We start from the raw sequence: 23,925 nt of genomic DNA, 5'->3' as shown, positions 1-23,925 counted from the left end.
ACAGCGTCGTCTACACTGGGGCCATGGAGATCGATACCCGGGCGAGGCGGGCGCAGATCCTCGCCGCCGCGGCCGAGCTGTTCGCCCGGCGCGGCTTCCACGGGGTGTCCATCGGCGAGCTCGGCGCGTCCGTCGGGCTCACCGGGCCCGCGCTGTACCGGCACTTCGCCGGCAAGGAGGCGCTGCTGGCCGAGATCCTGCTGGACATCAGCGCCCGGCTCCACGACGAGGGGTTCCGGCGCGCCGCCGCCGCCGAGGACCCGCTCGGCGCCCTCCTGGAGTGGCACATCTCCTTCGCCCTGGACCACCCGGCGCTCATCGTCGTGCACGAGCGCGAACTGGAGAACGTCCCCGAGGCCCCGCGCCGGGAGATCCGCCGCCTCCAGCGCGCCTACGTCGAGGAATGGGTGCGGGTGGCGCGCGAGCGGTGGCCCCGCCCCGAGGACGAGGCGCGCGCGGCCGTCCACGCGGTGTTCGGGCTGCTCAACTCCACCCCGCACAGCGCCGGCGAGCTGGACCGCGCGGACATGGCGCGCCTGCTGCGCCGCATGGCCGAGGCGGCGCTCCTGGCCGGGGCGGCGGCGCGCCCGGACGCGGACGCCGGTGATCTCGGCGGGTGAGCGTTCTCGTTACCCTGTCGGAGTGAACGCACCATTTGTCAGCCCGATCCAGGATCTGCTGGACGACCTGCACGCCCGCCTCATCGAGCAGCGCGCCGGTGAGGTCGCCACCTACATCCCGGAACTGGGTAAAGCCGACCCCGAATGGTTCGGCCTCGCCGTCGCCACCCTCGACGGCACCGTCTACGAGGCGGGCGACAGCCGCGTGCCGTTCACGATCCAGTCGGTGTCCAAGCCGTTCGTCTACGCCCTGGCCCTGCAGGACCGCGGACTGCCCGACGTGCTCAAGCAGGTCGGCGTCGAACCCACCGGCGACGCCTTCAACGCCGTCCGCCTCGAGCCCTACACCGGCCGCCCCTACAATCCGATGGTCAACGCGGGCGCCATCGTCACCTCCACCCTCGTCGGCGGCGACACCTACGAGGAGCGCAGGGAGCGCATCCTGTCCGGCCTGTCGGCCTTCGCGGGCCGGGAACTGGTGGTCGACCACAAGGTGATGGACTCGGAGGCGGCGACCGGCGACCGCAACCGCGCCCTGGCCTACCTCATGCACGGCGCGGGCACCCTCACCTGCGACGTCGAGGAGTCGCTGCGGCTGTACTTCGAGCAGTGTGCGGCGCTGGTGACCACCACCGACCTCGCCGTCATGACCGCCACCCTCGCCGGAGGCGGCATCAACCCGCTGACCGGCGAGACCGTCGTGTCGGTGGAGGCCGCGGCACACGCGCTGACCGTCATGGCCACCTGCGGCACCTACGACTACGCGGGCGAATGGCTGGTCCGCGCCGGGCTGCCCGCCAAGAGCGGCGTCTCCGGCGGCCTCATCGCCGCGCTGCCCTCCCAGCTCGGCCTCGGCCTCTTCAGCCCCCGCCTGGACCCGCGCGGCAACAGCGTGCGCGGCGTCGCGGCCTGCGAGGAGCTGTCGCAGCGGTTCGGGCTGCACCTGATGCGCCCCGCCGAACGCTCCGGCCCGGTCTTCCACCGCACCCTGCGCGGCGACACCGCCCACTCCTCCCGGGTCCGCGCCCACGACGAGCGCACCGCCCTGGCCCGCCTCGGCAGCGCCATCCGCGTGTACGTCCTCCGCGGAGACCTGGCCTTCAGCAGCGCCGAGGCGGTCGTGCGCACGATCAGCGAGGACACCGGCTCCGTCCGCTGGGTCGTCCTGGACCTCAAACGCGCCGGACGCGTCACCTCGGTCGCCGAGACCCTCCTGGAAGGCCTGGCCGCCAAGCTGAAGGAGCGCGGCATCACCACGGTCGTCGTCGACACCGAGCAGGGCGTCACCATCCCCTCCGCGGTCATCTCCGAGACCCGTGACGCCGCCCTGGAGTGGTGCGAGGACGCCCTCCTGGAGGCCGAGGGCGCCTCCCGCATGACCGTGCCGCTGGCCGAGCAGGACCTCCTCCGCAGCCTCGACCCGTTCCTGGTCACCGCCCTGGAGGCCTACCTGGAACCGCGCGAGTACGCACCGGGCGAACGCCTCATCGAGGACGTCGCCGCCCTGTGCTTCATCATCTCCGGCGGCCTCGCCCGCCAGTTCATGGTCGGCACCCCGCCCCGCCCCGTCCGCGAGACCTCCATGGGCCCCGGCACCGCCGTCGGCCGCCTCGCCCTCATCGACGACGCCGAGCACACCCACCGCATCGTCGCCGAATCCCCCACCTCCTGCCTCGTCCTGACCACCCGCGAACTCGCCCGCCTCGAACGCGACTCCCCCCGCCTCGCCGACTCCCTGCGCTGGTCCATCGCCAACGCCATCGCCGCCCGCCTCCGCCGCACCGACGCCGAGAACCACGCCCTGATCCACTGATCCACGCCCGCCTACGGCGTGCTGCCCGCGGCTGATGCGCGCTGGCGCGCGCTGAACGTTCCACTGACCGACGCCCGCCTACGGCGTGCTGCCCGTGGCTGATGCGCGCTGGCGCGTGCTGAACGTTCCACTGACCGACGCCTGCCTACGGCGCGCTGTCCGCGGCTGGCGCGCGCTAATCTCGATCCCCGTGGCAGACGAGATCTATGTGGGCAACGCGGGCGTCGACGCGCCGGAGGAGCGCGGCTGGCTCCTCGGGCGCTTCATGCCCGAGGGCGACCCCCGGCACAGTACCGACGTCGAGATCAAGTGGGGCACCCACCCGCCCGGCGACACCCGCGCCGAGTGGGTGCGCGGCGAGCACCGCACCGCCCTCCTCGTCCTCATCAGCGGCCGCTTCCGCATGGAGTTCCCCGGCCGCGACGTCGTCCTCAGCAAGCAGGGCGACTACGTAGTGTGGGGCAGGGGCGTCGACCACTCCTGGTACGCCGAGGAGGCCTCCGTCGTCATGACCGTCCGCTGGCCCTCCATCCCCGGCTACAAGGTCGAGTCCGCCTCCTGAGGCGGCGGCGCGGGGCGCAGGAGCAGCACCGCCGCCAGCCCCACCGCGCCCGCGACGGGCACGACCACCGACACCCGGACGAACTCGGCGGCGAAACCCGCGACGGCGACGCCCGCCCCCTGGAAGAACATCAATCCCGCGGTCTGCACCGCCAGGGCCCGCGACCTCAGGGGCGCGGGAGTCACCCGCATGAGGTGATGATCCTGGCCGAGATGGTGGATGACGCCCGTTCCGGCGAGGAACAGCAGCAGCGCGGCCCCCGCGGGCCCCGGCCGCAGGGCGTAGCCCAGCAGCGGGGCCAGGGAGAGGGCGGCCAGCGGCACGATCAGGCGGACCTGGCGCGACGGCGTCAGCGCCCGCATGCCCGCGAACTCGCCCACCAGGCAGCCGAAGGGCATCGCCGCGGCCAGGAGCCCCAGCTCGGCGGTGGTCATGGACCGCTCCGCCGCGTAGGGGTTGACGAGGGCCTCGGGGAAGACGGCCAGCAGCGGGACGGCCCAGCCGAGCAGCAGGTTGCGCCGCAGGGGCCGGACGGCCATGACCTCGCGGATCCCGCCCAGGGAGTCGCGGAAGACCGAGCCGCCCCCGCCGCCGGCCGCCGGGCGCTCCCGCGTGCCCCAGCGCAGCAGCGCGGCGGCCACGACGAACGCGGCGGCCTCCATCAGCAGCGCGGCGCGCGGCGTGACGACGGTCAGCAGCAGGCCGCCCAGCCCGAAACCGACGACCTGGGCGACCTGGGCGATCAGCCGCAGCAGGCTCCGCCCCGGCACGTACGCCTCGGCGGAGAGCACCTGGGGCAGGGTCGCCGCCCGGCCCCCGGCCAGGACCGCCCCCGCCGTGCCGACGAGGAACACCAGCGCCAGCAGCCCGGCCACCGGCATGCCGGGCAGCGCCATCAGCGCGGCCAGCACCGCGACGAGCAGGCAGCAGGAGGTCATGAGCCGCCGGACGGGCACCCGGTCCACCAGGGAGGACAGCAGCGCCCCGGAGAACAGGTGCGGCAGGAACGCCAGCGCCAGGACCAGGGCGCTGAGCAGCGCCGACCCGGTGCGGCGGTACACCAGGACGGTCGTGGCGAAGTCGGCCGCCATCATGCCGACCATGGCGATGGCCTGGGCGGCGAAGATCGCGCGGAACTCGCCCGAGGCGAGGGCGTCGCGGTAGCGCTGGCGGGTCTCGGTGGCTGCGGAGGACATGGCACCAAGGTCGGCCTTCTACCCTGGCCGGGACGAATGATTCGCTCCAGAACGAATCCACGGGGATGTACGAGTTCCACTTCACACCGGACGACCTGCTGCGCTGCCGCTTCGCGATCGCGCCGCTGTTCGAGACGTCGCTGGCGGTGCGGTCGCTGCACGACCCGGTCCGGCGGAGCTACCACCTGCCGTGGCGCCGCCGGGTGGCGGGCCACGGCCTCGACCTCACCCCGCTGGTCGCCGTCCAGCCCCTGCGCGGCTGGACCCCCGACTTCCTCGCGCCCACTCCGGTCGGGCCCGGCGCCCGGATCGGCGACGAGCTGGCCGCGGTCCGGGCCGCGGACCCCCGCCGGGTCCGCGCCGAGCTCCTGCGCGCCCGCGACGACCAGGACGATCCGCGGCTGAAGGCGGTGGCGGGGGAGCTGGCGGCCGATCCCGTCCGGGCACGCGAGGTCCTGGCCGACACGCTGGAGCTGGCCTGGCAGGTCCTGGTCGCCCCGTACTGGCCGCGCCTGCACGACCTCCTGCGGGCGGACCTCGCGCACCACGCCCGGCTGCTGGCCGAGAGCGGCCTCGGCCGCCTGGTGCCCGAGCTCGACGCGGCCTTCCTGTGGCGCGACCGGACCCTGCTCATCGACGCGCCCGGTGCGGAGGCCTACGAGCTGGCCGGTACGGGAGTGGTCCTGATCCCCAGCGCCTTCATCTGGCCGGGCCGCGCCATCCGCGGCGAGGGAGCGGACCGGCCCGCCCTCATCTACCCCGCCCGCGGCATCGCCGAGCTGTGGAGCGGGCCGCCCGTGCCGAGCGGCGCGCTGCGGCGGCTGCTCGGGGGAACGCGGGCGCTCCTGCTGGCGGACCTGGTGATTCCGGCGGCGACGAAGGATCTGGCGGCGCGGCACTCGTTGAGTCCCGCGAACGTCTCCGCCCATGTGAAGGTGCTTTACGAGGCGGGGCTGGTCGTCGGACGCAGGTATCGGCGGCGGGTCCTCTACGAGCGCACGGCGCTGGGGGACGCGCTGGTGGACGGGACGGGAGGCGCGGGGAAGGCGGGACAATGAGGGAATGTCTTCGAAGTGCCCGTGCGGGCTCCCCGAGTCCTACGAGAAGTGCTGCGGCCGGTTCCACAAGGGCGAGGGGACGGCGCCCACGGCGGAGGCGCTGATGCGTTCGCGGTACAGCGCGTTCGCCGTGGGCGACGCGGATTACCTGGAGCGTTCCTGGCATCCCGCCACCCGGCCCGCTGACACGGGGGTCGACCGGCGGACCCGGTGGACGGGGCTGGAGGTGCTGGAGACCGCCAAGGGCGGGCCCTTCGACAACGAGGGGACCGTGCGGTTCCGCGCCCACTACGTCGAGCGGGGGCGGCGGGGGCGGATGGACGAGAACAGCAAGTTCGTCCGCGTCGACGGCGACTGGGTGTACGTGGGGTCCGTCTAGGCGGAGAGCAGCGCCTGCTCCTGGGCGGGGGAGAGGCCGACGCGGCGGCCGAAGACGGTGTCGGGGGCGGTCCAGCCGGAGGAGCGCATCCAGGTCCAGGTGTCGGCGACGGTCTCGGCGGCGGGGCGGCAGGCCAGGCCGTGGGCGAGGGCCTTGGCCGGATCGCCGGAGTGCATGGTGTCGTGGAGTTCGCCCGGCGGCAGCCAGATCGGCAGGTCCGACCAGGGTTCCACGCCCGCCGCCGCGATCTGCTCGGGGGAGAGCCAGCGGAGGTCGGGGGAGGCGCCGGTCGCCTCGGCGCAGGCGGCCAGCAGGTCGCGTGTCGTGGTGTGGCCGGGCGGGCCGACCAGGTCGAAGGCGCCGCCGGTGGCGGGGTGGTCCAGGACGAACCGGGCCAGGTCGCGGCAGTCGACGAACTGCAGGGGCAGGTCGGCGGGGCCCGGCGCGGGGATCGCGCCGCCCCGGGAGACCCGGTCCAGCCACCAGGGGAGGCGGCCGACGTTCTCGTGCGGGCCGAGCACCAGGCCGGCGCGGGCGAACAGGGCGCGGTCGCCGAAGGACTCGGCGACGGCCATCTCCCCGCCGAGCTTGGCCTGCGGGTAGGGGACCTCCCCGGCGCCGGGGGAGGCGCCGTCGACCAGCGGGCTGTTCTCGTCGCCTCCGGGCGGGGCCGGCTGGGCGTAGACGGACCGGGACGAGATGTAGGCGTAGTGGCCCGCGCGCCCGGACAGCAGGCGTGCGCTCTCCCGGACGGCGCTGGGCGCGCCCTTCCAGGTGTCGACCACCAGATCCCAGGAGCCGGCGCGCAGCGCGCTCAGATCACCGAGCCTGTCGCCGGTCAGCAGGGAGGCTCCGGCGGGGGCGGGGCGGCTGCCCCGGTTGAACACCGTGACCCGGTGGCCACGGGAGGCCGCCTCCTGCGCCACAACCGTCCCGACGAACCCAGTGCCCCCAAGAATAAGGACTTTCATGACATACCTCCTGATGGGGGACAAATGTGCGTTTCAATGGTGATCGTGTGAAGTAAACGGAGGTATCGGCGGTAGACGTGCAGGGTTATTTGTCTCACCTTCCGAGACCGAAGTCGCACTTCTGATAGAAAGCATGGAATTGTTGTCTCCCGTCCGGGTTGTCATTCTCCAGGAGGAACCCCCATGAAGAAGATCCTGATTCACCGGCCGGGAACGGTGGGCCTGCGCGGGGCCGCCAGCGCCAAGCATTCCGGCTGATTCACCCCGCGGCGCGGACGGACCGTTCGTGGACCGCTCCAGGCGGGTGAGCGGAGGATCCCCGCAGGAGCCTCACCCCGGCCGTCCGCGCCTGGTGTCAACGCGGCAGCGTGTCGAGCGCGCCGATGAACAACTCCAGGCCGAACTCGAAGTCCGACTCGGGGTCGTGCGCGGTGAGCTCCTTGGCCAGCGCCGTCACGTGGGGGAACTCCACCGGGTCGAGCTCGGCGAACGCCGCCGCCGGGTCGGCCGGCAGGTAGTCCAGCATCTTCACCATGTCGGTCTCGCGCAGCTGGGCGCCGAGCGCGTAGGCGATGATCGCGCGCATCACCCTGACCGAGGTGGGCCCGTCGAACCCGGCGGAGGCCGCGATGACCAGCGCCCGTTCGATCGGCCGGATGCCGAACGGCAGCTCCACGCTGTGGGTGACGATGAGGTTCATGCAGGCCGGGTAGTCGCGCGCGACGCGGCGGAAGGCGCGGATGAGCGTGCGGGCCTGGGCCTTCCAGTCGGCACCGGCCTCCTCGTCCAGCTCCAGGCCGCCCATCACCCGGTGGGCGATGCCGTCCAGCAGCGCCGCCTTGCTGGGGACGTGGTTGTACAGGGACATGACCGCCACGTCCAGCTCCGCGGCGACGGCCCGCATGGAGAGCGCGTCCTCGCCGTGCCGCTCGACCAGCGCGATCGCCGCGTCGATGATGCGTCCCTTGCTGAGCAACCGTTGACACCTTTCCTGCCCTGTGCGACTTTACGTACATCGTACGTTCTACGTACGTTGTACGTCACAGACGGGAGTAAGACGTGTCGACCCACGACTTTTACACCACCCCCGTTCCCCAGGAGACCTGGAACGTGCCGCTGGCCGGGGACAGCCGTTTCACCTGGGAATACGACGAGGGCCGCGACAAGCTCCTCAACCTGTACCAGAAAGGCAAGGACAAGCAGTGGGACGCCGTCAAGCGCATCGACTGGAGCCTTGACGTCGACCCCGCCAACCCGCTCGGCCTGCCCGACCAGGCCAACGCCATCTACAACACCCCCTACTGGGCGAAGATGAACGACAAGGAGCGGGGCGAGCTGCGGCGGCACCTCACCTCCTGGCAGTTCTCCCAGTTCCTGCACGGCGAGCAGGGCGCGATGATCACCGGCGCCCGGATCGTGGAGACCGTCCCGGACCTCGACGCCAAGTTCTACTCCGCCACCCAGACCATGGACGAGGCGCGCCACGTCGAGCTGTTCGGCAAGTTCCTGCACGAGAAGATCGGCCTGGTCTACCCGATCAACGACAACCTTCGGACGCTCCTCAACGACACGCTCACCGACAGCCGGTGGGACATGCCCTATCTGGGCATGCAGGTGCTCATCGAGGGACTGGCGCTGGCCGCCTTCGGCCTCGTACGGGACATGACGACGGTCGAACTCCCCAAGCAGATGCTCACCTACGTCATGCAGGACGAGGCGCGCCACGTCGCCTTCGGCCGCCTCGCGCTGCGCGACCACTACCGCGAGCTCACCGACGTCGAGCGCCGCGAGCGCGAGGAGTTCGTCATCGAGGGCTGCTACCTCATGCGCGACCGCTTCCAGGCGCTGGAGGTCTGGGAGAACTTCGGCATCCCCAAGGACGAGGCGAGCGGCCTGATGCTCGAATCGGAGTACATGCGGATCTTCCAGAGCCTCCTGTTCAGCCGCATCGTCCCGTGCGTGAAGGACATCGGCCTGTGGAGCGAGCGCGTCCAGAACGCCTACGCCGACATGGGCGTCCTGGAGATGTCCAAGGCGGACCTGGAGGCGCTGATGGCCCACGACGAGGAGCTCGCCGACCGCCTCGACGCCGAGCGCTTCGCGGCCGAGGAGACGGCCCGCCGCGAGGAGGTCGACACGGTCATCGCCGAGGCCGCCACGACCTGACCGTCCGGGAGCCCCACCCGGGCCCCCGAGGGGGCGGCGGCCGATCCTCGCTGCGCTGCGGTCGTCGGTGTTCGTCTGGGGGGCGACCCCCAGGCCCCCGAAGGGGCGATGGCCGATCCTCGCTGCGCTGCGGTCGTCCGTCGCCTGATCCCTCCCGTCTCCGCTGGGTAGAAGAAGCGGAGACGGGAGGGAGCCGATGGAGGAGATCCTGGTCGGCGTGGACGGGTCGGAGCCCGGGAACGCCGCGCTGGAGTGGGCGGCGGTGGAGGCGGGGCGGCACGGCGCGCGGCTGAGGCTGCTGCACGTCCCCGTCGCCGCGGGCGGGCACGAGCTGCTGGAGACCGCCGCCGCCCGGGCCCACCGCGTCGCCTATCCGGCCGACCTCGTCATCGAGGCCGTGCCCGGACAGCCCGGCCAGGTGCTGCTGGAGCGGGTGGCCGGAGCCGGCCTGGTGGTGCTGGGCACCCACGGCCACGGCGCGGTGGGCAGCCTGGTGGCGGGCTCCGCCGCGCTCGCCGTGGCCGGCTGCTGCCCCGTCCCCGTGGTGCTGGTCAAGTCCGACGCCTCCGCCCTGCACGACGCGCCCGTCGTGGTGGGGGTGGGCGTGGACCCGTCCGCCGCGGTGCTGGAGGCCGCCGACGCCCAGGCGCGGCTGCGCGGCTGCCCCCCGCGCCTGGTCCACGCCTGGTTCCAGCCCCCGGTGGAGGGGTTCGGCGCGCCCGCCTGGATCCCGCCGCTGGACACCACGTCCGTGCTCGCGGGGGTGCGCGGGCACCTGGCCCGCGAGCTGGAGCCGTGGACGTCGCGCTGGCCCGGCACGGAACCGGTCGTCGTCCCGGGCTTCGCCCGCGACGTGCTGCTGGAGGCGGCGGCCGGGGCCGGGCTGCTGGTGCTGGGAAGGCACGAGCGGCCCGGCTGGCGGCTGCGCGCGCTGGGCGCCACCACCCGCGAGCTGATCCGGGACGCCCCGTGCCCGGTCATGGTGGTGGGAGAGCCCGCGCCGGCCTGAACGCCCTCAGGAGGAGCGGTTCAGCACCCTGGCGAGCATCTCGCGGGAGTCGCCCGGCTGTGCCGCCTCGAGGGCGAGCCGGTTCATCACCTGGAGGTACCGGTCGATGTCGGCGGGCTTGTCGAGGTAGAGGGCGCTGGTGAGCTGCTCGAGGTAGACGACGTCCGGCAGCGTCGCCTCGGGGAAGCGCAGGAGGCTGAAGGCGCCGGAGACCGCGGCGTGCCCGCCCGCGTTGAAGGGCAGCGCCTGGATGGTGACGTTCCGCCTGCCGCTCAGCTCGATGAGGTGCTCGACCTGCGCCCGCATGACGGCCTTGCCGCCGATGGGGCGGCGCAGCGCGTTCTCGTCCACGACCGCCCACACCCGCAGGTCGCCGGCGAGCAGCCTGCGCTGGCGGCGCATCCGCAGCTGGACGCGGCGCTCGAGCTCCTCCGCGGAGATCTCCGGGAAGCCCAGCGGGATGAGGGCCCGCGCGTAGTCCTCGGTCTGCAGCAGCCCGGGGATGAACTGCAGCTCGTAGGTGCGGATGATGGACGCCGCGCCCTCCAGGCCCATGTAGACCTCGAACCAGCTGGGCAGCAGGTCGTTGTAGCTGTACCACCAGCCGGGTTCGTTGGCGCGGCTCACCAGGTCCAGGATCGGGGCGCGCTCATCGGTGTCCAGCACCCCGTAGAGGGTGAGGAGGTCGGCGACGTCGCGCTCCTTGAAGCCGACGCGGCCGAGCTCCATTCGGGAGATCTTGGAGTGGGAGGCGCGGATGGTGTATCCGGCCTTCTCCGCGGAGATGCCCTGCTCCTCACGCAGTCTCCGCAGTTGGGCGCCGAGCATCATGCGCAGCACGGTGGGCCCGCCGTCGAGCGGAGAGATATGGCCCTCCGGATGGTCCGGAAGACTCGCTGAAGCGTTCACACGAGACCTGCCTGATCGGGGGAATGCGCTTGCTTTCCTACATGATCGTTTACCCGCGGGGCAACACTACCCGGCAGATGTAAATGGAGCGTGACATTGAAGACTACCGAGCTGTTACCCGGCGCGCCAGGGACCTAGGTCCCCGCGGACCATGATGGTATTCCATACTGGGAAAGTATAGAATCTGCGCAACCGTCTGCGAGGAGCCACCTATGGCGCTGTGGAAGCCCGATCCCACCTTCTACCCATCCCCCCGGGACGCGGCCTCCGCCCCGCCCGAGAAGCTCGCCTACGTCGCCGCCTTCGACCGCGCGGCCGAGAAACCCGACGCGATAGCCGTCCTGGACACCGACCCCGACTCCTCCTCCTACGGCCGGGTCGTGGGCTGGACGGACCTGCCCCACCTCGGCGACGAGCTGCACCACTTCGGGTGGAACGCCTGCAGCAGCGCCCTGTGCCCCGGCGCCCCCCACCCGCACGTCGAACGCCGCTACCTCATCGTCCCCGGCCTGCGCTCCTCGCGGATCTACGTCATCGACACCAAGGCCGACCCGCGCTCACCGGAGGTCGTCAAGGTCCTGGAGCCCGAGGAGCTGGCCGAGCGCGCCGGCTACTCCCGCCCCCACACCGTGCACTGCGGCCCCGAGGGCCTGTACGTTTCCGCGCTCGGCGGGGCCGGTGGAGAGGACGGCCCCGGCGGCATCGCGCTGCTCGACCACACCTCGTTCGAGGTGCTGGGCCGCTGGGAGGTCGACCGCGGCCCGCAGCACTTCGCCTACGACTTCTGGTGGCACATCGCGCACGACGTCCTGGTGACGTCCGAGTGGGGCACACCGTCGATGATCGAGGACGGTGTCGTCGGGGAGCTGCTGCTGGGCCGCAAGTACGGGCACTCCCTGCACTTCTTCGACCTGCGCAAGCGCCGCCACATCCAGACCATCGACCTGGGCGACCAGTACCAGATGGCCCTGGAACTGCGCCCCGCTCACGACCCCACCAAGCAGTACGGGTTCGCGAGCGTCGTGGTGGACGTGGAGGACCTGTCGGCCTCGGTGTGGCTCTGGTACAAGGACGGCGCCGAGTTCGCGGTGAAGAAGGTCATCACCATCCCCGCCGAGCCCGCCGACCCGGCCTCGCTCCCGCCGGTCATCGCCCCCTTCGGCGCCGTCCCGCCTCTGATCACCGACATCGACCTGTCCGTGGACGACGAGTACCTGTACGTCTCGGCCTGGGGGACCGGCGAGCTGAAGCGCTACGACGTCAGCGACCCCTTCAACCCCGTCGAGGCCGGGTCGGTGCGCATCGGCGGCATCGTCGACCGCACTCCGCACCCGGCGAAGCCCGATCTTCCGCTGGCGGGCGGGCCGCAGATGGTCGAGGTCAGCCGCGACGGCAAGCGCGTCTACGTCACCAACTCCCTGTACGGCTCCTGGGACGACCAGTTCTACCCCGACGGCGTGGGAGCCTGGGCCGCCAAGCTCGACTCGGGCGAGAAGTTCACGTTCGACGAGCGCTTCTTCCCGCACGGAGAGGACTTCCGGGGCCGGCGCCCCCACCAGGTGCGGCTCCAGGGCGGCGACGCCTCCTCCGACTCTTATTGCTTCCCGTGACCCTCGCGTCTTTGCTGGCCCTGGGTGCCTTCCACGGACTCAATCCCGGCATGGGGTGGCTGTTCGCGGTCGCCCGGGGCCTGCAGGAGCGTTCCCGCGCCCGCATGCTGGCGTCGCTGCCCGCCATCGCGGCGGGGCACGCCGCCTCCGTCGCGGTGGTGGCGGTGCTGGTCTCCCTGACCCGTTCGGTGGTCGCCACCCAGGCGGTGGCGATCGCGGGAGGGGCGCTGCTGGCGGGCTTCGGACTGTGGAGGCTGCTGTCGCAGCGGCACTTCCGCTGGGTCGGGATGCGGCTGTCGTTGTGGCAGCTGGCCTTCTGGTCGTTCCTCATGTCCTCGGCGCACGGCGCGGGACTGATGCTGCTGCCCGTCCTCACCTCGATGGAGGGCGGCGGCGGGGCGCACGACCACGGGCTGGGCGCGGGCGCGGGCGACGCCGTCAGCGCGGCGGTCTTCGTCACCGGCGTGCACACGCTGGCGATGTTCGCCGCAGCGGGCGCGGTGGCCGTGATCGTCTACGAGGTGGTGGGGCTGGCGGTCCTGCGGCGCGCCTGGTTCAACCTGGACCGGGTGTGGGCGGTGGCGCTCATCGGCGCGGGCGCGGCGACGCTCGTCACGGCTACCTGACGTCGCGGGCGTCGCGGGCGTCGCGGCGGAAGGCCGGGACGCGGGAGGGCTCGGGGCGCTCCACCGACTCCAGGAGGGGCAGGACGCGAGGCGCCACGAGCTCCGACAGGGCGATGACACTGGTCGTGCGCACCACCGCGGGGATGCGGTTGAGCGCCAGCAGCGCCTCCTGGAGCCCCTCGTGGGAGGGGGCGGCCAGCCGGCAGTGCAGATCGTCCTGGCCGGTGGTGGCGTGGGCCTCCAGGACGGCGGGCAGGGCGCGCAGGTGGTCGGCGACCTCGGCCAGCGCGCCCTGCGAGATCTGCAGGGTCACGAACGCCAGCACGGGGTAGCCCGCCTTCGGCAGGTCGACCTGCGGGGCGTGCCCGCGGATGACGCCGGCCTCCTCCAGCCGCTCCAGCCGCGCCTGGACGGTCACCCTCGAGGTGCCGGTGATCCGTGACAGCTCCAGGAACCCGGCGCGGGGGTGGTCGGCCAGGGCGCGCAGCAGCCGGATGTCGAGCTGGTCGAGGGTGGTTGGCTGATCGGGCATCTTGTGACCACCTGAACCGACTTTTACTTACCATTCTGTACAGCTGATGACGGAAACCTTGTCATCGTGGGTAGGCCGGAGTCAAGGTGATGGCATCCGAGGGGCGAGGAGGCGCGCCAGATGACCCAGCTGAGCAGGCCCGTCGACGAGGACGTCCTCGTCGGGGCCGTTCCCCACGACTTCTCCGCGGATCCCTTCCCGGTGCGGAGCCTGGACCACGTCAGGTTCCTCGTCGGCAACGCCCGGCAGACCGCCCACTACTACTCCACCGCGTTCGGCATGAGCTGCGTGGCCTACCGGGGCCCCGAGACGGGCTGCCGCGACCACGCGGAGTACGTCCTGGCCTCGGGCAGCGCCCGCTTCCGCATCACGGGGGAGGTGCGCGCGGGCACCGAGGTCGGCGCCTCGGTCGCGGCGCACGGCGACGGGGTCGGCGACCTCGCGCTGGAGGTCACCGACGTGGACGCCGCCGTGGCGTACGCCCGCGGCCAGGGCGCGCGCGTCCTGGAGGAGCCGTACGAGCTGTCCGACGAGCACGGCGTCGTGCGCATGGCCGCCCTGGCGGCCTACGGCCAGACCCGCCACACCCTGATCGACAGGTCCCGCTACTCGGGTCCCTTCCTGCCGGGCTTCGTCCCGGCGGACCCGCTCGTCCCGGAGCCGGCGGGCCACTACTTCCAGGCCGTCGACCACTGCGTCGGCAACGTCGAGCTCGGCAAGATGGACGAGTGGGTGGACTTCTACCGACGCGTCATGGGCTTCACCAACCTGAAGGAGTTCATCGGCGACGACATCGCCACCGAGTACTCGGCGCTGATGTCCAAGGTCGTCGCCAGCGGCGACCACCGGGTGAAGTTCCCCCTCAACGAGCCCGCCCTCGGCAAGCGCAAGTCGCAGATCGACGAGTACCTGGAGTTCTACGGCGGTCCCGGCGTCCAGCACATCGCCCTGGCGACCTCCGACATCGTGACGGCCGTCCGGGAGATGCGGGCGCGCGGTGTGCGCTTCCTGGAGACGCCCGACGCCTACTACGACACCCTCGGCGAGTGGGCCGGCGAGACCCGGGTGCCCGTCTCCACACTGCGGGAGCTGCGCATCCTGGCCGACCGCGACGAGGACGGCTACCTCCTGCAGATCTTCACCAAGCCCGTGCAGGACAGGCCGACGGTCTTCTTCGAACTCATCGAGCGGCATGGTTCGCTCGGGTTCGGGAAGGGCAACTTCAAGGCGCTCTTCGAGGCGATCGAACGGGAGCAGGCGAGACGGGGGAACCTCTAGACCCCGCGCGGACCCTGGAGACGAGGGAAGCGGCCCATGGCGTACTACCGGAGACTCGGCGAGGTCCCGGACAAGCGGCACACCCAGCACCGGGCCCCCGACGGGTCTCTCTACCACGAGGAGCTCATGGGGGAGGAGGGCTTCAGCTCCGACTCCTCCCTGCTCTACCACCGCGACAGCCCTTCCGCGCTGACGGACGCCCGCCCCTGGGAGCCCCCCGCCGAGGACTACCGCCGCAACCACCCCCTGCTGCCCCGCCACCTGCGCCCCTACGCGCTCTTCCCCGAGGGGGAGAACGGCGTGGACGCGGTGACGGGGCGGCGCGTCCTGCTGGGCAACGCCGACGTGCGCCTCTCCTACGCCGTGGCCGACGAGCCGTCGCCCCTCTACAAGGACGCGATCGGCGACCAGTGCGTCTACGTGGAAGAGGGGGAGGCGGTCGTCGAGACGGTGTTCGGCGCGCTGAGCGCCGGGCCGGGCGACTACGTGGTGCTTCCCCGGGGGATGATCCACCGCTGGGTCCCGTCCGGGCAGGTGCGGCTCTACTGCATCGAGGCGGCGAGCCACATCGCCCCGCCGTCCCGCTACCTGTCGCGGTACGGCCAGCTCCTCGAACACGCCCCGTACTGCGAGCGCGACCTCCGCGCCCCGGCCGAGCCGCTGCTGCGGGAGGGGCGGGACGTGGAGGTCCACGTCAGGCACCGGGGCGGCGGGACGGTCCACGTCCACGCCACGCACCCCTTCGACGTGGTCGGCTGGGACGGCTGCCTGTACCCGTACGCCCTCAGCGTCCACGACTTCGAGCCCATCACCGGGCGCGTCCACCAGCCGCCCCCCGTCCACCAGGTGTTCGCGGGCCGCAACTTCGTGGTCTGCAACTTCGTGCCGCGCAAGGTCGACTACCATCCGCTGGCCGTTCCAGTCCCTTATGCGCATTCCAACGTCGACAGCGACGAGGTCATGTTCTACTGCGGAGGAGACTACGAGGCACGCCGGGGCTCGGGGATCGAGCGGGGGTCCGTCTCGCTGCACCCGGGAGGGCACACCCACGGCCCGCATCCGGGGGTGCGTGAACGTGCGCTGGGCCTCGAAGCCGTGAACGAGCTCGCGGTGATGGTCGACACCTTCGCCCCGCTGGAGCTGGGCGAGGGCGGAGCGGCCTGCGCGGACCCCGACTACGCATGGACATGGACGAATGTTCGACGCTGAGACGCTGCCCTACGGGGTCTTCACCACCTTGGACCGGCCCGGGATCCGCCGCGTGGGCGTCGCGGTGGAGAACCGGATCCTCGACCTGTCGCAGGCGCGCGTGCCGCATCCGGCGCTGTTCGCCTACGGCACCCTCGACCCGTTCCTGGTGGCCGGACCCGAGGTGTGGCACACGGTGCGCGAGGCGCTGCTGGCCGGGGTGGGCGGCCCGTACGTGCCGATGTCGGAGGCGACGCTGCACCTGCCCTTCACCGTCGCCGACTACGTGGACTTCTACGCCTCCGAGCACCACGCCACCAACGTGGGGCGCATCTTCCGCCCGGGAAGGCATCCGCTGACCCCCAACTGGATGCACATGCCGATCGCCTACCACGGGCGCGCCGGGACGGTCGTGGCCTCCGGGACGGAGATCCACCGCCCGTCGGGGCAGTTCCGGCCGGAGGGCTCGGTCGCGCCGTTCTTCGGCCCGACCCGGCGGCTGGACTTCGAGGCCGAGCTGGGCTTCGTCGTCGGCACGCCCAGCCCGATGGGCGTGCCGGTGCCCGTGGAGGACTTCGCCGAGCACGTCTTCGGGATCTGCGTGGTCAACGACTGGTCGGCCCGCGACCTGCAGTCCTGGGAGTACGTGCCGCTCGGGCCGTTCCTCGGCAAGTCGTTCGCCACCTCGGTCAGCCCGTGGGTGGTGCCGCTCGCCGCGCTGGACGGCTTCCGCGTGCCCGCCCCCTCCGGCCGGACGCCGCTGCTGCCCTACCTGCGCGAGCGCGAGGACCGGGGCCTGGACCTGACGCTGGAGGTGCGGCTGAACGGCGAGGTGGTCTCCCGGCCGCCGTACGCCGCCATGCACTGGAGCCCGGCCCAGATGCTGGCGCATCTGACCGCCAACGGCGCCTGCCTGCGCCCCGGCGACCTGCTGGCCTCCGGGACGGTCAGCGGCCCCGAGCCGGAACAGGCGGGGTCGCTGATCGAGCTGACCGGCGGGGGGGAGCAGGGCCTCGTGCTGCCCGACGGCTCGGTCCGCACCTGGCTGGAGGACGGCGACGAGGTGGAGGTGCGCGCCCTCGGCCCGGACGGCCGGTTCCTCGGCGCGGTGCGCGGGCGGATCGCCAGGTCGGCGGCGGTCACGGTCTGAGCGCGCCGCGCCGCCGCCGCGCCATCTGCTCCAGCGCCGCGACGCAGGCCAGGACGACGCCGATGTCGTCGATGAGGATCGGGTCGGGCAGCAGGTCGATCGGGCTGAGCGCGTACACCCAGGCCGCGTAGTAGGCGGCCTTGGCGGTGCCGGGGGAGTCCGGCGAGCGCACGAACCCCCGCAGCCTGTGCAGCCGCCCCAGCACGCGGACGACGATGTACAAGGTGACCAGCACGACGACGGCGCCGATCGCGATGATCCATGGCCAGTTCCCGTCCGGCACGCCCGCCTCCTCCTCGTCGACGAGGAGGTTTTACCCGTTCTTGGCAGGAATCACCCGATAGACATGCCAGCCTTCGGCGATCAGCTCGCCTTCGGTGTCGCGCACCTCGGCCTGGCAGAACACCGTGGACCTGCCGCGCCGCGTGATCCACCCCTCGGCGATCAGGTCGCGCTCCCGCGCCGCGCTCAGGTAGCGCAGCTGCATGTCGATGGTGAGCATGACCGGCACCCGGTCGTAGGGGCTGGCCACCGCCGGGACCACGACGGTGTCGATGAGCGTGGCGATGGCCCCGCCGTGCACCACGCCCGCCGGCTGGTTCAGCTCCGGCCGGTAGGGCAGCCGCATCCGCGCGTAGTCGGCCCGCACGTCCTCGATGACCAGGCCCACGACCCCCGCGAAGAACTTCTGGTTGTGCTCCCCGTTGAAGAACTCCTTCCAGAGCTCCGCCCTGCCCTCGGGGAGGGGTTCGTGCTGCTCAGCGCGCACCTTGTCACCTGCTTCATTACCAAAAGCCGCGAATCGGATAGGTCATCCTCGCACGTCGGCCAGCGCCAGCCGGAGGGCGGCCCCCGCGGCGTTCGTGCGGCCCAGCATCGCGGTGACCGTCGCCCCGTCCACCAGGATGAGCAGCTGGTCGGCGCGCAGATCGGGGTCGGGCGCGCCCTCCCGGACCGCCAGCTCCCGCAGGAGGGCGTGGAGCCGGTCCTTGTGCCGCAGGACCGGCGGGGAGACCCGTCCGCCCAGCTCGCCGAAGGCGTTGAGGAAGGCGCAGCCGCGGAAGTCCTCGGTCGAGAACCACTGGACCAGCCAGGCGAAGAGCTCGATGACCCCGCCGTCGCCGACGAACGTGCGCAGCGAGGACAGCCAGCGCTCGTCGCGCCGGTCGAGGTAGGCGGCGACCAGCTCGTCCTTGGACGGGAAGCTCTGGTAGAGCCGCTTGAGCGAGACCCCGGCCGCCGTGCGCAGCTCGTCCATGCCCACGGCCTGGATGCCGCGGGCGTAGAAGAGCCGCTCGGCGGCGTCCAGGATGCGTGTCTCGTGGTCCGCCTGGTCCATGTGCTGCGCCCTTGCCTTGGAGAACGTTCGTTCTCTAGGCTACCGGAGAACGCACGTTCTCTATCCGTCGAAGGAGCAGCGCATGCAGCCCCCGTTCACCGAGGAGACCGCCCGGGCCAAGGTCCAGGCGGCCGAGGACGCCTGGAACACCCGGGATCCCGAGCGCGTCGCGCACGCCTACACCCCGGACACCCGCTGGCGGAACCGCTCGGAGTTCGTCACCGGAAGGGCCGGGGTGGTGGAGTTCCTCACCCGAAAGTGGGAGAAGGAGCGCGACTACGCCCTGCGCAAGGAGCTGTGGGCGTACGGCGAGAACAGGATCGCCGTGCGGTTCCAGTACGAGTGGCACGACGCCGAGGGCCGCTGGTGGCGCAGCTACGGCAACGAGCAGTGGGAGTTCGACGAGGCGGGCCTCATGCGGCGCCGGGAGGCGAGCATCAACGACGTGCCCATCCGCGCGGACGAGCGCCGCATCTTCGGGCCCCGCCCGGAGGGGGAGCGGGGCCGTGACGTGCTTCCGGTCGCCTGAGGTCAGGCGACGGAGTCCAGGTGGCGCAGCGCCTGGGCGTAGGAGTCGATCAGGCCCGTCTCGGTGTAGGGCAGGCCCAGCTTCGCGCAGTGGGCGCGGACCATGGGCTGCACCTCGCTGAGGGCGGGGCGGGGCAGGCCGGGGAAGAGGTGGTGCTCGACCTGGTAGTTGAGGCCGCCGAGCATCCAGTCGGTGATCCGGCCGCCCCGGATGTTGCGGGAGGTGAGCACCTGCCGGCGCAGGTGGTCCCAGTCGTCGTCGGGGCCGGGCATCGGCATGCCCTTGTGGTTGGGGGCGAAGGCGCAGCCCAGGTGGACGCCGAGCACCGCCTGGTGGACGGCGATGAAGACCAGGGCGACGGCGGGGGGCATCAGCAGGAAGGCCAGGGCGAGGTAGCCCACCAGGTGGGCGGCGAGCAGGGCGCCCTCGATCCAGCGGTCGCGCGGGTCGCGGTTCTTCAGGTCGCCGATGCTGGAGACCTTCAGGCTCAGGCCCTCCAGCGTCAGCATCGGGAAGAACAGCCATGCCTGGTTGCGGCTCAGCCAGGCCAGCGCCGGGTGCCGCTCGGCGGCCTGCTCGGGCGTCCACACCAGGGGGCCCGCGCCGACGTCGGGGTCGCGCTCGGCGTGGTTGGGGTGGGCGTGGTGCAGGTTGTGCTTGGCGTTCCACCAGCCGTGGCTCATGCCCAGCATGAGGTCGCCCAGCAGCAGCCCCAGCCTGCGGTTGGTCCGCGCGGAGGAGGCGATCTGCTTGTGCCCCGCGTCGTGGCCGAGGAAGCCCGTCCGCGCCGACAGCAGGGCGGCCGGGACCGCCAGCAGCACCGACCACCACGAGCCGGTCATCGCCACGCCGACCCAGACCGCGGCGGTGCCCAGCAGGTTGAGGGCGATCGAGGCGGTGTAGTAGCCGGTGCGGCGGCGCATCAGCCCGCTCTCGCGCACCTGCCTGGCCAGCGGTGTGAAGTCGCTGCCCTTGGTCCGGGCGGGGGGCAACTCGGTCGTCGTCATGGGTCTCCTCAACGGGGCGGGAGACCCCGACGCTACGGAGCCGACGGCCGGGAGCGGACCGGTCGCGAGGACCAAACGCCGTCTGGTCCTCAGGGGGGTCGACACCTCCCTCTCGGGTATCGATGGTCCGGGGGCCCGGGGGCGGCCCCGCGGGAAGGCGGGCTCAGTCGATGTCGTCGAGGGAGACGCGCAGCGCGTGGAGGGCGTCGGTGACGGCCCGCGCGTCGCGCGCGCTGAGCTCCGCCAGGGCGAAGCGGTCGCGGTGCAGGGTCTCGGTGGCCTCCTCGGCCAGGGCGCGGCCCTCGGGGGTGAGGGAGGCCAGCACGACACGGCGGTCGTGCGGGGCGGGGGCGCGGGTGACCAGGCCGCGCGCCTCCAGCCGGGTGATCACGTTGGTGACGCTGGCGGGGTGCACCAGCAGGCGCCGCCCCATCTTGCCCATGGGCAGCGAGCCGGTGCTGCTGAAGGCCAGCAGGCGCAGCGCCTCGTAGGCGGCGAAGGTCAGCCCGTGCGGCTTGAGGAGGCTCTCGATGCGGCTGAGCAGCAGCTGCTGGGCGCGCATGACCGAGGTGACCGCGGCCATGTGGTCGGCCTGGTCGGGCCAGCGGGCGCTCCACTGGCGGTGGGCCTCGGCGAGGGGATCGAAGGACACGGCACCACCGTAGGGGAAGGGGCCGGTTGACGTACCGGCCGCACCCGAATTATTTTAGCTTCCAAATATTGGACTTCAAAGCTCTACTGGGAACGACTGAGGCGGAGGCTTCACGATGGAGATGCACAGGCCGCGGCATCCGGTGCGGTTCGTGACGGCGGCCGCGCTGTTCGACGGGCACGACGCCTCGATCAACATCATGCGCCGCATCCTGCAGTCCCAGGGCGCCGAGGTGGTGCACCTGGGCCACGACCGCTCGGTGCGCGAGGTCGTGGCGGCCGCGGTGGAGGAGGACGTCCAGGGCGTGGCCGTCAGCTCCTACCAGGGGGGCCACGTGGAGTACTTCGAGTACCTGGCCCGGGCGCTGCGGGAGGCGGGGGCGGGGCACGTCCGCGTCTTCGGCGGAGGCGGCGGAGTGATCATCCCGGCCGAGATCGAGCGGCTGTCGGCGGCCGGGGTGCGCATCTTCTCCCCCGAGGACGGGCAGCGCCTGGGCCTGCCCGGCATGATCAACGAGCTGGTCCGCGAGTGCGACGTCGACCTGGCCCGGGCCCCGGCCGCCGCCGAGGCGGTGCTGGCGGGGGACCGCGCCGCGCTGGCGCGCACCCTCACCGGCCTCCAGGCGGGCCTGCCGCCGGACCCCGCGCTGGCCGGCGCCGCCGCGGCCCGCCCGGCGCCCGTCCTGGGCATCACCGGCACCGGCGGCTCGGGCAAGTCCTCCCTGACGGACGAGTTCCTGCGCCGGCTGCGCGTGGACCAGCAGGACAAGCTGCGCGTCGCGGTGCTGGCCGTCGACCCGACCCGGCGGCGCGGCGGCGGCGCGCTGCTGGGCGACCGCATCCGGATGAACTCCCTGGACGGGGACCGGATCTTCTTCCGCTCCCTGGCCACCCGGGGCGGCCGGGAGCTGCCCGAGCACATCGAGGAGATCGTCACCGCCTGCAGGGCCACCCACGACCTGGTGATCCTGGAGACCCCCGGCATCGGCCAGGGCGACGCCGCGATCGTGCCCTACGTCGATGTCTCGCTGTACGTGATGACGCCGGAGTTCGGCGCCGCGTCGCAGCTGGAGAAGATCGACATGCTGGACTTCGCCGACGTGGTGGCGATCAACAAGTTCGAGCGCCGCGGCGCCGCCGACGCGCTGCGCGACGTCGCGCGGCAGATGATCCGCAACCGCGAGGACTTCGGCGCGCGGCCCCAGGACATGCCGGTCTTCGGCACCAGCGCCGCGACCTTCGACGACGACGGCGTCACCGCCCTCTACCAGCACCTGCTGGGGCTGCTGGCCGACAAGGGGCTGCCGGTCGCCGAAGGCGTGCTGCCCCGGGTGGAGGTCAAGGCCAGCACCCGCACCGCGCAGATCATCCCGCCCGCCCGGGTGCGCTACCTGGCGGAGATCTCCGAGACCGTGCGCGGCTACCACGCCGCGACCGAGCGGCAGGCCGAGGCCGTCCGCAGGGTCCAGCACCTGGGCACCGCGCGGGCCGCGCTGGAGGCCGCCGGAGCGGACGCGGCCGGGCAGGTCGAGGAGCTCATCGCCGCGGCGGAGGAGGACGTCGCGCCGGAGTGCGCCGCCCTCCTGGCCGAGTGGCCCGCGCGCGCCGCCTCCTACACCGGCGACGAGCACGTCTTCACGGTGCGCGGCAGGGAGGTGCGGGTGGCGCTGACCCGCGAGTCCCTGTCGGGCAACCCGATCCCGCGGGTGGCGCTGCCGCGCTTCGCCGACCACGGCGACCTGCTGCGCTTCCTGCGGGCGGAGAACCTGCCCGGCTTCTTCCCGTTCACCGCCGGGGTGTTCCCGTTCAAGCGCGACGGCGAGGACCCGGCGCGCATGTTCGCCGGCGAGGGCGACCCGTTCCGCACCAACCGGCGCTTCAAGCTGCTCTCGGCCGACGGCGAGGCGACCCGCCTGTCCACGGCGTTCGACTCCGTCACCCTGTACGGGCGCGACCCCGGCGAGAGCCCGGACGTCTACGGCAAGGTCGGCACCTCCGGGGTGTCGGTGGCCACGCTGGCGGACATGAAGGCCCTCTACGACGGGTTCGACCTGGCCGCGCCGACGACGTCGGTGTCGATGACGATCAACGGACCGGCCCCGACGATCCTGGCGTTCTTCCTCAACACCGCCGTCGACCAGGGCCTGGAGGCCTTCCGCGCCGAGCACGGGCGCGAGCCGGACGAGCGGGAGGCCGCCGAGGTGCGCTCCGGCGTGCTGTCCACGGTGCGCGGCACGGTGCAGGCCGACATCCTCAAGGAGGACCAGGGCCAGAACACCTGCATCTTCTCCACCGAGTTCTCGCTGCGGATGATGGGCGACATCCAGGAGTGGTTCATCGCCAACCAGGTGCGCAACTTCTACTCGGTGTCCATCTCCGGCTACCACATCGCCGAGGCCGGGGCGAACCCCATCAGCCAGCTCGCCTTCACCCTCGCCAACGGCTTCACCTACGTCGAGGCATACCTGGCGCGCGGCATGGACATCGACGACTTCGCGCCGAACCTGTCGTTCTTCTTCTCCAACGGCATGGACCCCGAGTACAGCGTCCTCGGCCGCGTCGCCCGCCGTATCTGGGCCGTGGCCATGCGCGAGCGCTACGGCGCCGGCGAGCGCTCCCAGAAGCTGAAGTACCACGTCCAGACCTCGGGCCGCTCCCTGCACGCCCAGGAGATGGACTTCAACGACATCCGCACCACCCTGCAGGCGCTCATCGCCATCTACGACAACTGCAACAGCCTGCACACCAACGCCTACGACGAGGCCGTCACCACCCCCACCACCGAATCGGTGCGCCGGGCCCTGGCCATCCAGATGATCATCAACCGGGAGTGGGGCCTGGCGATGAACGAGAACCCCCTGCAGGGCTCGTTCGTCATCGACCAGCTCACCGATCTCGTCGAGGAGGCCGTCCTGACCGAGTTCGACCGCATCAGCGAGCGCGGCGGCGTGCTGGGCGCGATGGAGACCGGCTACCAGCGCGGCCGCATCCAGGACGAGTCGCTGCTGTACGAGCAGCGCAAGCACGACGGGACGCTGCCGATCATCGGCGTCAACACCTTCCGCGCCCCCGACGCCCCGGCCTCCCCGCCCGTCATCGAGCTGGCGCGTGCCACCGAGGAGGAGAAGCGCTCGCAGCTCGAGCGGGTGCGCTCCTTCCAGGACGGCCGCCGGCCGGAGGCCGAGGCCGCCCTGGCACGGCTGAAGCAGGTGGTCCGCGAGGGCGGCAACGTCTTCGCCGAGCTCATGGAGACCTCCCGCGTCTGCTCCCTCCAGCAGATCACCGAGGCGTTCTTCGAGGTGGGCGGCCAGTACCGGCGCAACGTCTGACCG

The 23,925-nt window shown here is 72.1% G+C and carries 24 protein-coding genes; 14 read left to right on the top strand and 10 right to left on the bottom strand.

Going from position 1 to position 23,925, the window contains the following annotated elements:
- Positions 1-23 precede the first annotated feature (23 nt).
- The 3 genes from ABD140_RS28620 (at position 24) to ABD140_RS28610 (ending at position 2,995) form a co-directional block, all read left to right on the top strand.
- A complete protein-coding gene (locus tag ABD140_RS28620; RefSeq protein ID WP_344244129.1) occupies positions 24-620 on the top strand; it encodes a TetR/AcrR family transcriptional regulator in 597 nt (198 codons plus the stop codon).
- 22 nt (positions 621-642) lie between these two features.
- Entirely contained in the window at positions 643-2,433 is a 1,791-nt protein-coding gene (gene glsA / locus ABD140_RS28615; RefSeq protein ID WP_344244128.1) for a glutaminase A, read from the top strand.
- Positions 2,434-2,623: 190 nt separating this feature from the next.
- Positions 2,624-2,995 carry a signal peptidase I gene (locus ABD140_RS28610; protein WP_344244127.1) on the top strand — a complete coding sequence of 124 codons (372 nt, stop codon included), beginning with the start codon at positions 2,624-2,626 and terminating at the stop codon, positions 2,993-2,995.
- Here the strand turns inward: ABD140_RS28610 and ABD140_RS28605 are convergent.
- On the bottom strand, positions 2,971-4,191 hold the full coding sequence (locus tag ABD140_RS28605) for an MFS transporter (RefSeq protein ID WP_344244126.1): 1,221 nt from the start codon (positions 4,189-4,191) through the stop codon (positions 2,971-2,973). The genes ABD140_RS28610 and ABD140_RS28605 overlap by 25 nt on opposite strands.
- Positions 4,192-4,256: 65 nt before the next feature.
- Between ABD140_RS28605 and ABD140_RS28600 the strand changes: the two genes are divergently transcribed.
- Entirely contained in the window at positions 4,257-5,249 is a 993-nt protein-coding gene (locus tag ABD140_RS28600) for a DUF5937 family protein (protein ID WP_344244125.1), read from the top strand.
- Between the two features lie 4 nt (positions 5,250-5,253).
- Positions 5,254-5,628, top strand: a complete 375-nt coding sequence (locus tag ABD140_RS28595; protein ID WP_344244124.1) for a YchJ family protein — start codon at positions 5,254-5,256, stop codon at positions 5,626-5,628.
- Here ABD140_RS28595 and ABD140_RS28590 read toward each other — a convergent pair.
- Both ABD140_RS28590 and ABD140_RS28585 read right to left on the bottom strand, forming a co-directional pair.
- Positions 5,625-6,599 carry an NAD-dependent epimerase/dehydratase family protein gene (locus tag ABD140_RS28590; protein WP_344244123.1) on the bottom strand — a complete coding sequence of 325 codons (975 nt, stop codon included), beginning with the start codon at positions 6,597-6,599 and terminating at the stop codon, positions 5,625-5,627. The genes ABD140_RS28595 and ABD140_RS28590 overlap by 4 nt on opposite strands.
- A gap of 355 nt (positions 6,600-6,954) precedes the next feature.
- On the bottom strand, positions 6,955-7,575 hold the full coding sequence (locus tag ABD140_RS28585; protein WP_344244122.1) for a TetR/AcrR family transcriptional regulator: 621 nt from the start codon (positions 7,573-7,575) through the stop codon (positions 6,955-6,957).
- 83 nt (positions 7,576-7,658) lie between these two features.
- Between ABD140_RS28585 and ABD140_RS28580 the strand changes: the two genes are divergently transcribed.
- The gene (locus ABD140_RS28580; protein ID WP_344244121.1) at positions 7,659-8,765 is read left to right on the top strand and encodes a ferritin-like domain-containing protein; all 1,107 of its coding nucleotides are present in this window, start codon (positions 7,659-7,661) and stop codon (positions 8,763-8,765) included.
- Positions 8,766-8,961: 196 nt separating this feature from the next.
- Positions 8,962-9,774, top strand: coding sequence for a universal stress protein (locus ABD140_RS28575; RefSeq protein WP_344244120.1), 813 nt, complete (start codon positions 8,962-8,964; stop codon positions 9,772-9,774).
- Between the two features lie 6 nt (positions 9,775-9,780).
- Here the strand turns inward: ABD140_RS28575 and ABD140_RS28570 are convergent, their stop codons facing one another.
- Positions 9,781-10,683, bottom strand: a complete 903-nt coding sequence (locus tag ABD140_RS28570; RefSeq protein ID WP_425544162.1) for a helix-turn-helix domain-containing protein — start codon at positions 10,681-10,683, stop codon at positions 9,781-9,783.
- A gap of 212 nt (positions 10,684-10,895) precedes the next feature.
- Here ABD140_RS28570 and ABD140_RS28565 point away from each other — a divergent pair, with 212 nt between their 5' ends.
- Positions 10,896-12,293, top strand: coding sequence for a selenium-binding protein SBP56-related protein (locus tag ABD140_RS28565; RefSeq protein WP_344244119.1), 1,398 nt, complete (start codon positions 10,896-10,898; stop codon positions 12,291-12,293).
- On the top strand, positions 12,281-12,919 hold the full coding sequence (locus tag ABD140_RS28560; protein WP_344244118.1) for a hypothetical protein: 639 nt from the start codon (positions 12,281-12,283) through the stop codon (positions 12,917-12,919). Before ABD140_RS28565 ends, ABD140_RS28560 begins: the two co-directional genes overlap by 13 nt.
- On the opposite strand, the gene ABD140_RS28555 is transcribed toward ABD140_RS28560, so the two are convergent.
- Positions 12,912-13,451, bottom strand: a complete 540-nt coding sequence (locus tag ABD140_RS28555; RefSeq protein ID WP_344244117.1) for an Lrp/AsnC family transcriptional regulator — start codon at positions 13,449-13,451, stop codon at positions 12,912-12,914. The two genes, ABD140_RS28560 and ABD140_RS28555, sit on opposite strands and share 8 nt — an antisense overlap.
- Positions 13,452-13,571: 120 nt before the next feature.
- On the opposite strand from ABD140_RS28555, the gene hppD reads away from it, so the two are divergent.
- Genes hppD through fahA form a run of 3 tightly spaced genes read left to right on the top strand, consistent with a single transcriptional unit; the run spans position 13,572 to position 17,067 of the window.
- Entirely contained in the window at positions 13,572-14,729 is a 1,158-nt protein-coding gene (gene hppD, locus ABD140_RS28550) for a 4-hydroxyphenylpyruvate dioxygenase (protein ID WP_344244116.1), read from the top strand.
- A 36-nt stretch (positions 14,730-14,765) separates the two neighbouring features.
- On the top strand, positions 14,766-15,938 hold the full coding sequence (locus ABD140_RS28545; RefSeq protein WP_344244115.1) for a homogentisate 1,2-dioxygenase: 1,173 nt from the start codon (positions 14,766-14,768) through the stop codon (positions 15,936-15,938).
- Positions 15,925-17,067, top strand: a complete 1,143-nt coding sequence (gene fahA / locus ABD140_RS28540; RefSeq protein ID WP_344244114.1) for a fumarylacetoacetase — start codon at positions 15,925-15,927, stop codon at positions 17,065-17,067. Before ABD140_RS28545 ends, fahA begins: the two co-directional genes overlap by 14 nt.
- On the opposite strand, the gene ABD140_RS28535 is transcribed toward fahA, so the two are convergent.
- From ABD140_RS28535 to ABD140_RS28525, 3 genes are read right to left on the bottom strand one after another with little or no spacing between them, the layout of a single operon-like run.
- Positions 17,057-17,350: a YkvA family protein gene (locus ABD140_RS28535; RefSeq protein ID WP_344244113.1), complete on the bottom strand. Its 294-nt coding sequence runs from the start codon at positions 17,348-17,350 to the stop codon at positions 17,057-17,059. The genes fahA and ABD140_RS28535 overlap by 11 nt on opposite strands.
- 30 nt (positions 17,351-17,380) lie before the next feature.
- A complete protein-coding gene (locus ABD140_RS28530) occupies positions 17,381-17,836 on the bottom strand; it encodes a PaaI family thioesterase (protein WP_344244112.1) in 456 nt (151 codons plus the stop codon).
- Positions 17,837-17,878: 42 nt separating this feature from the next.
- On the bottom strand, positions 17,879-18,406 hold the full coding sequence (locus ABD140_RS28525) for a TetR/AcrR family transcriptional regulator (RefSeq protein WP_344244111.1): 528 nt from the start codon (positions 18,404-18,406) through the stop codon (positions 17,879-17,881).
- A gap of 82 nt (positions 18,407-18,488) precedes the next feature.
- On the opposite strand from ABD140_RS28525, the gene ABD140_RS28520 reads away from it, so the two are divergent.
- Positions 18,489-18,935: a nuclear transport factor 2 family protein gene (locus ABD140_RS28520; protein WP_344244110.1), complete on the top strand. Its 447-nt coding sequence runs from the start codon at positions 18,489-18,491 to the stop codon at positions 18,933-18,935.
- 2 nt (positions 18,936-18,937) lie between these two features.
- Here the strand turns inward: ABD140_RS28520 and ABD140_RS28515 are convergent, their stop codons facing one another.
- Complete coding sequence (locus tag ABD140_RS28515; RefSeq protein ID WP_344244109.1) at positions 18,938-19,942, bottom strand: fatty acid desaturase family protein; 1,005 nt, start codon at positions 19,940-19,942, stop codon at positions 18,938-18,940.
- A 163-nt stretch (positions 19,943-20,105) separates the two neighbouring features.
- Positions 20,106-20,594, bottom strand: coding sequence for a MarR family winged helix-turn-helix transcriptional regulator (locus tag ABD140_RS28510; RefSeq protein WP_344244108.1), 489 nt, complete (start codon positions 20,592-20,594; stop codon positions 20,106-20,108).
- A gap of 121 nt (positions 20,595-20,715) precedes the next feature.
- On the opposite strand from ABD140_RS28510, the gene icmF reads away from it, so the two are divergent.
- The gene (gene icmF / locus ABD140_RS28505) at positions 20,716-23,922 is read left to right on the top strand and encodes a fused isobutyryl-CoA mutase/GTPase IcmF (protein ID WP_344244150.1); all 3,207 of its coding nucleotides are present in this window, start codon (positions 20,716-20,718) and stop codon (positions 23,920-23,922) included.
- Positions 23,923-23,925: the final 3 nt, after the last annotated feature.

Source organism: Actinocorallia libanotica (genome assembly GCF_039525175.1).
Taxonomy (GTDB): Bacteria; Actinomycetota; Actinomycetes; order Streptosporangiales; family Streptosporangiaceae; genus Actinocorallia; species Actinocorallia libanotica.
This window is presented reverse-complemented; position numbering and strand designations above follow the sequence as displayed.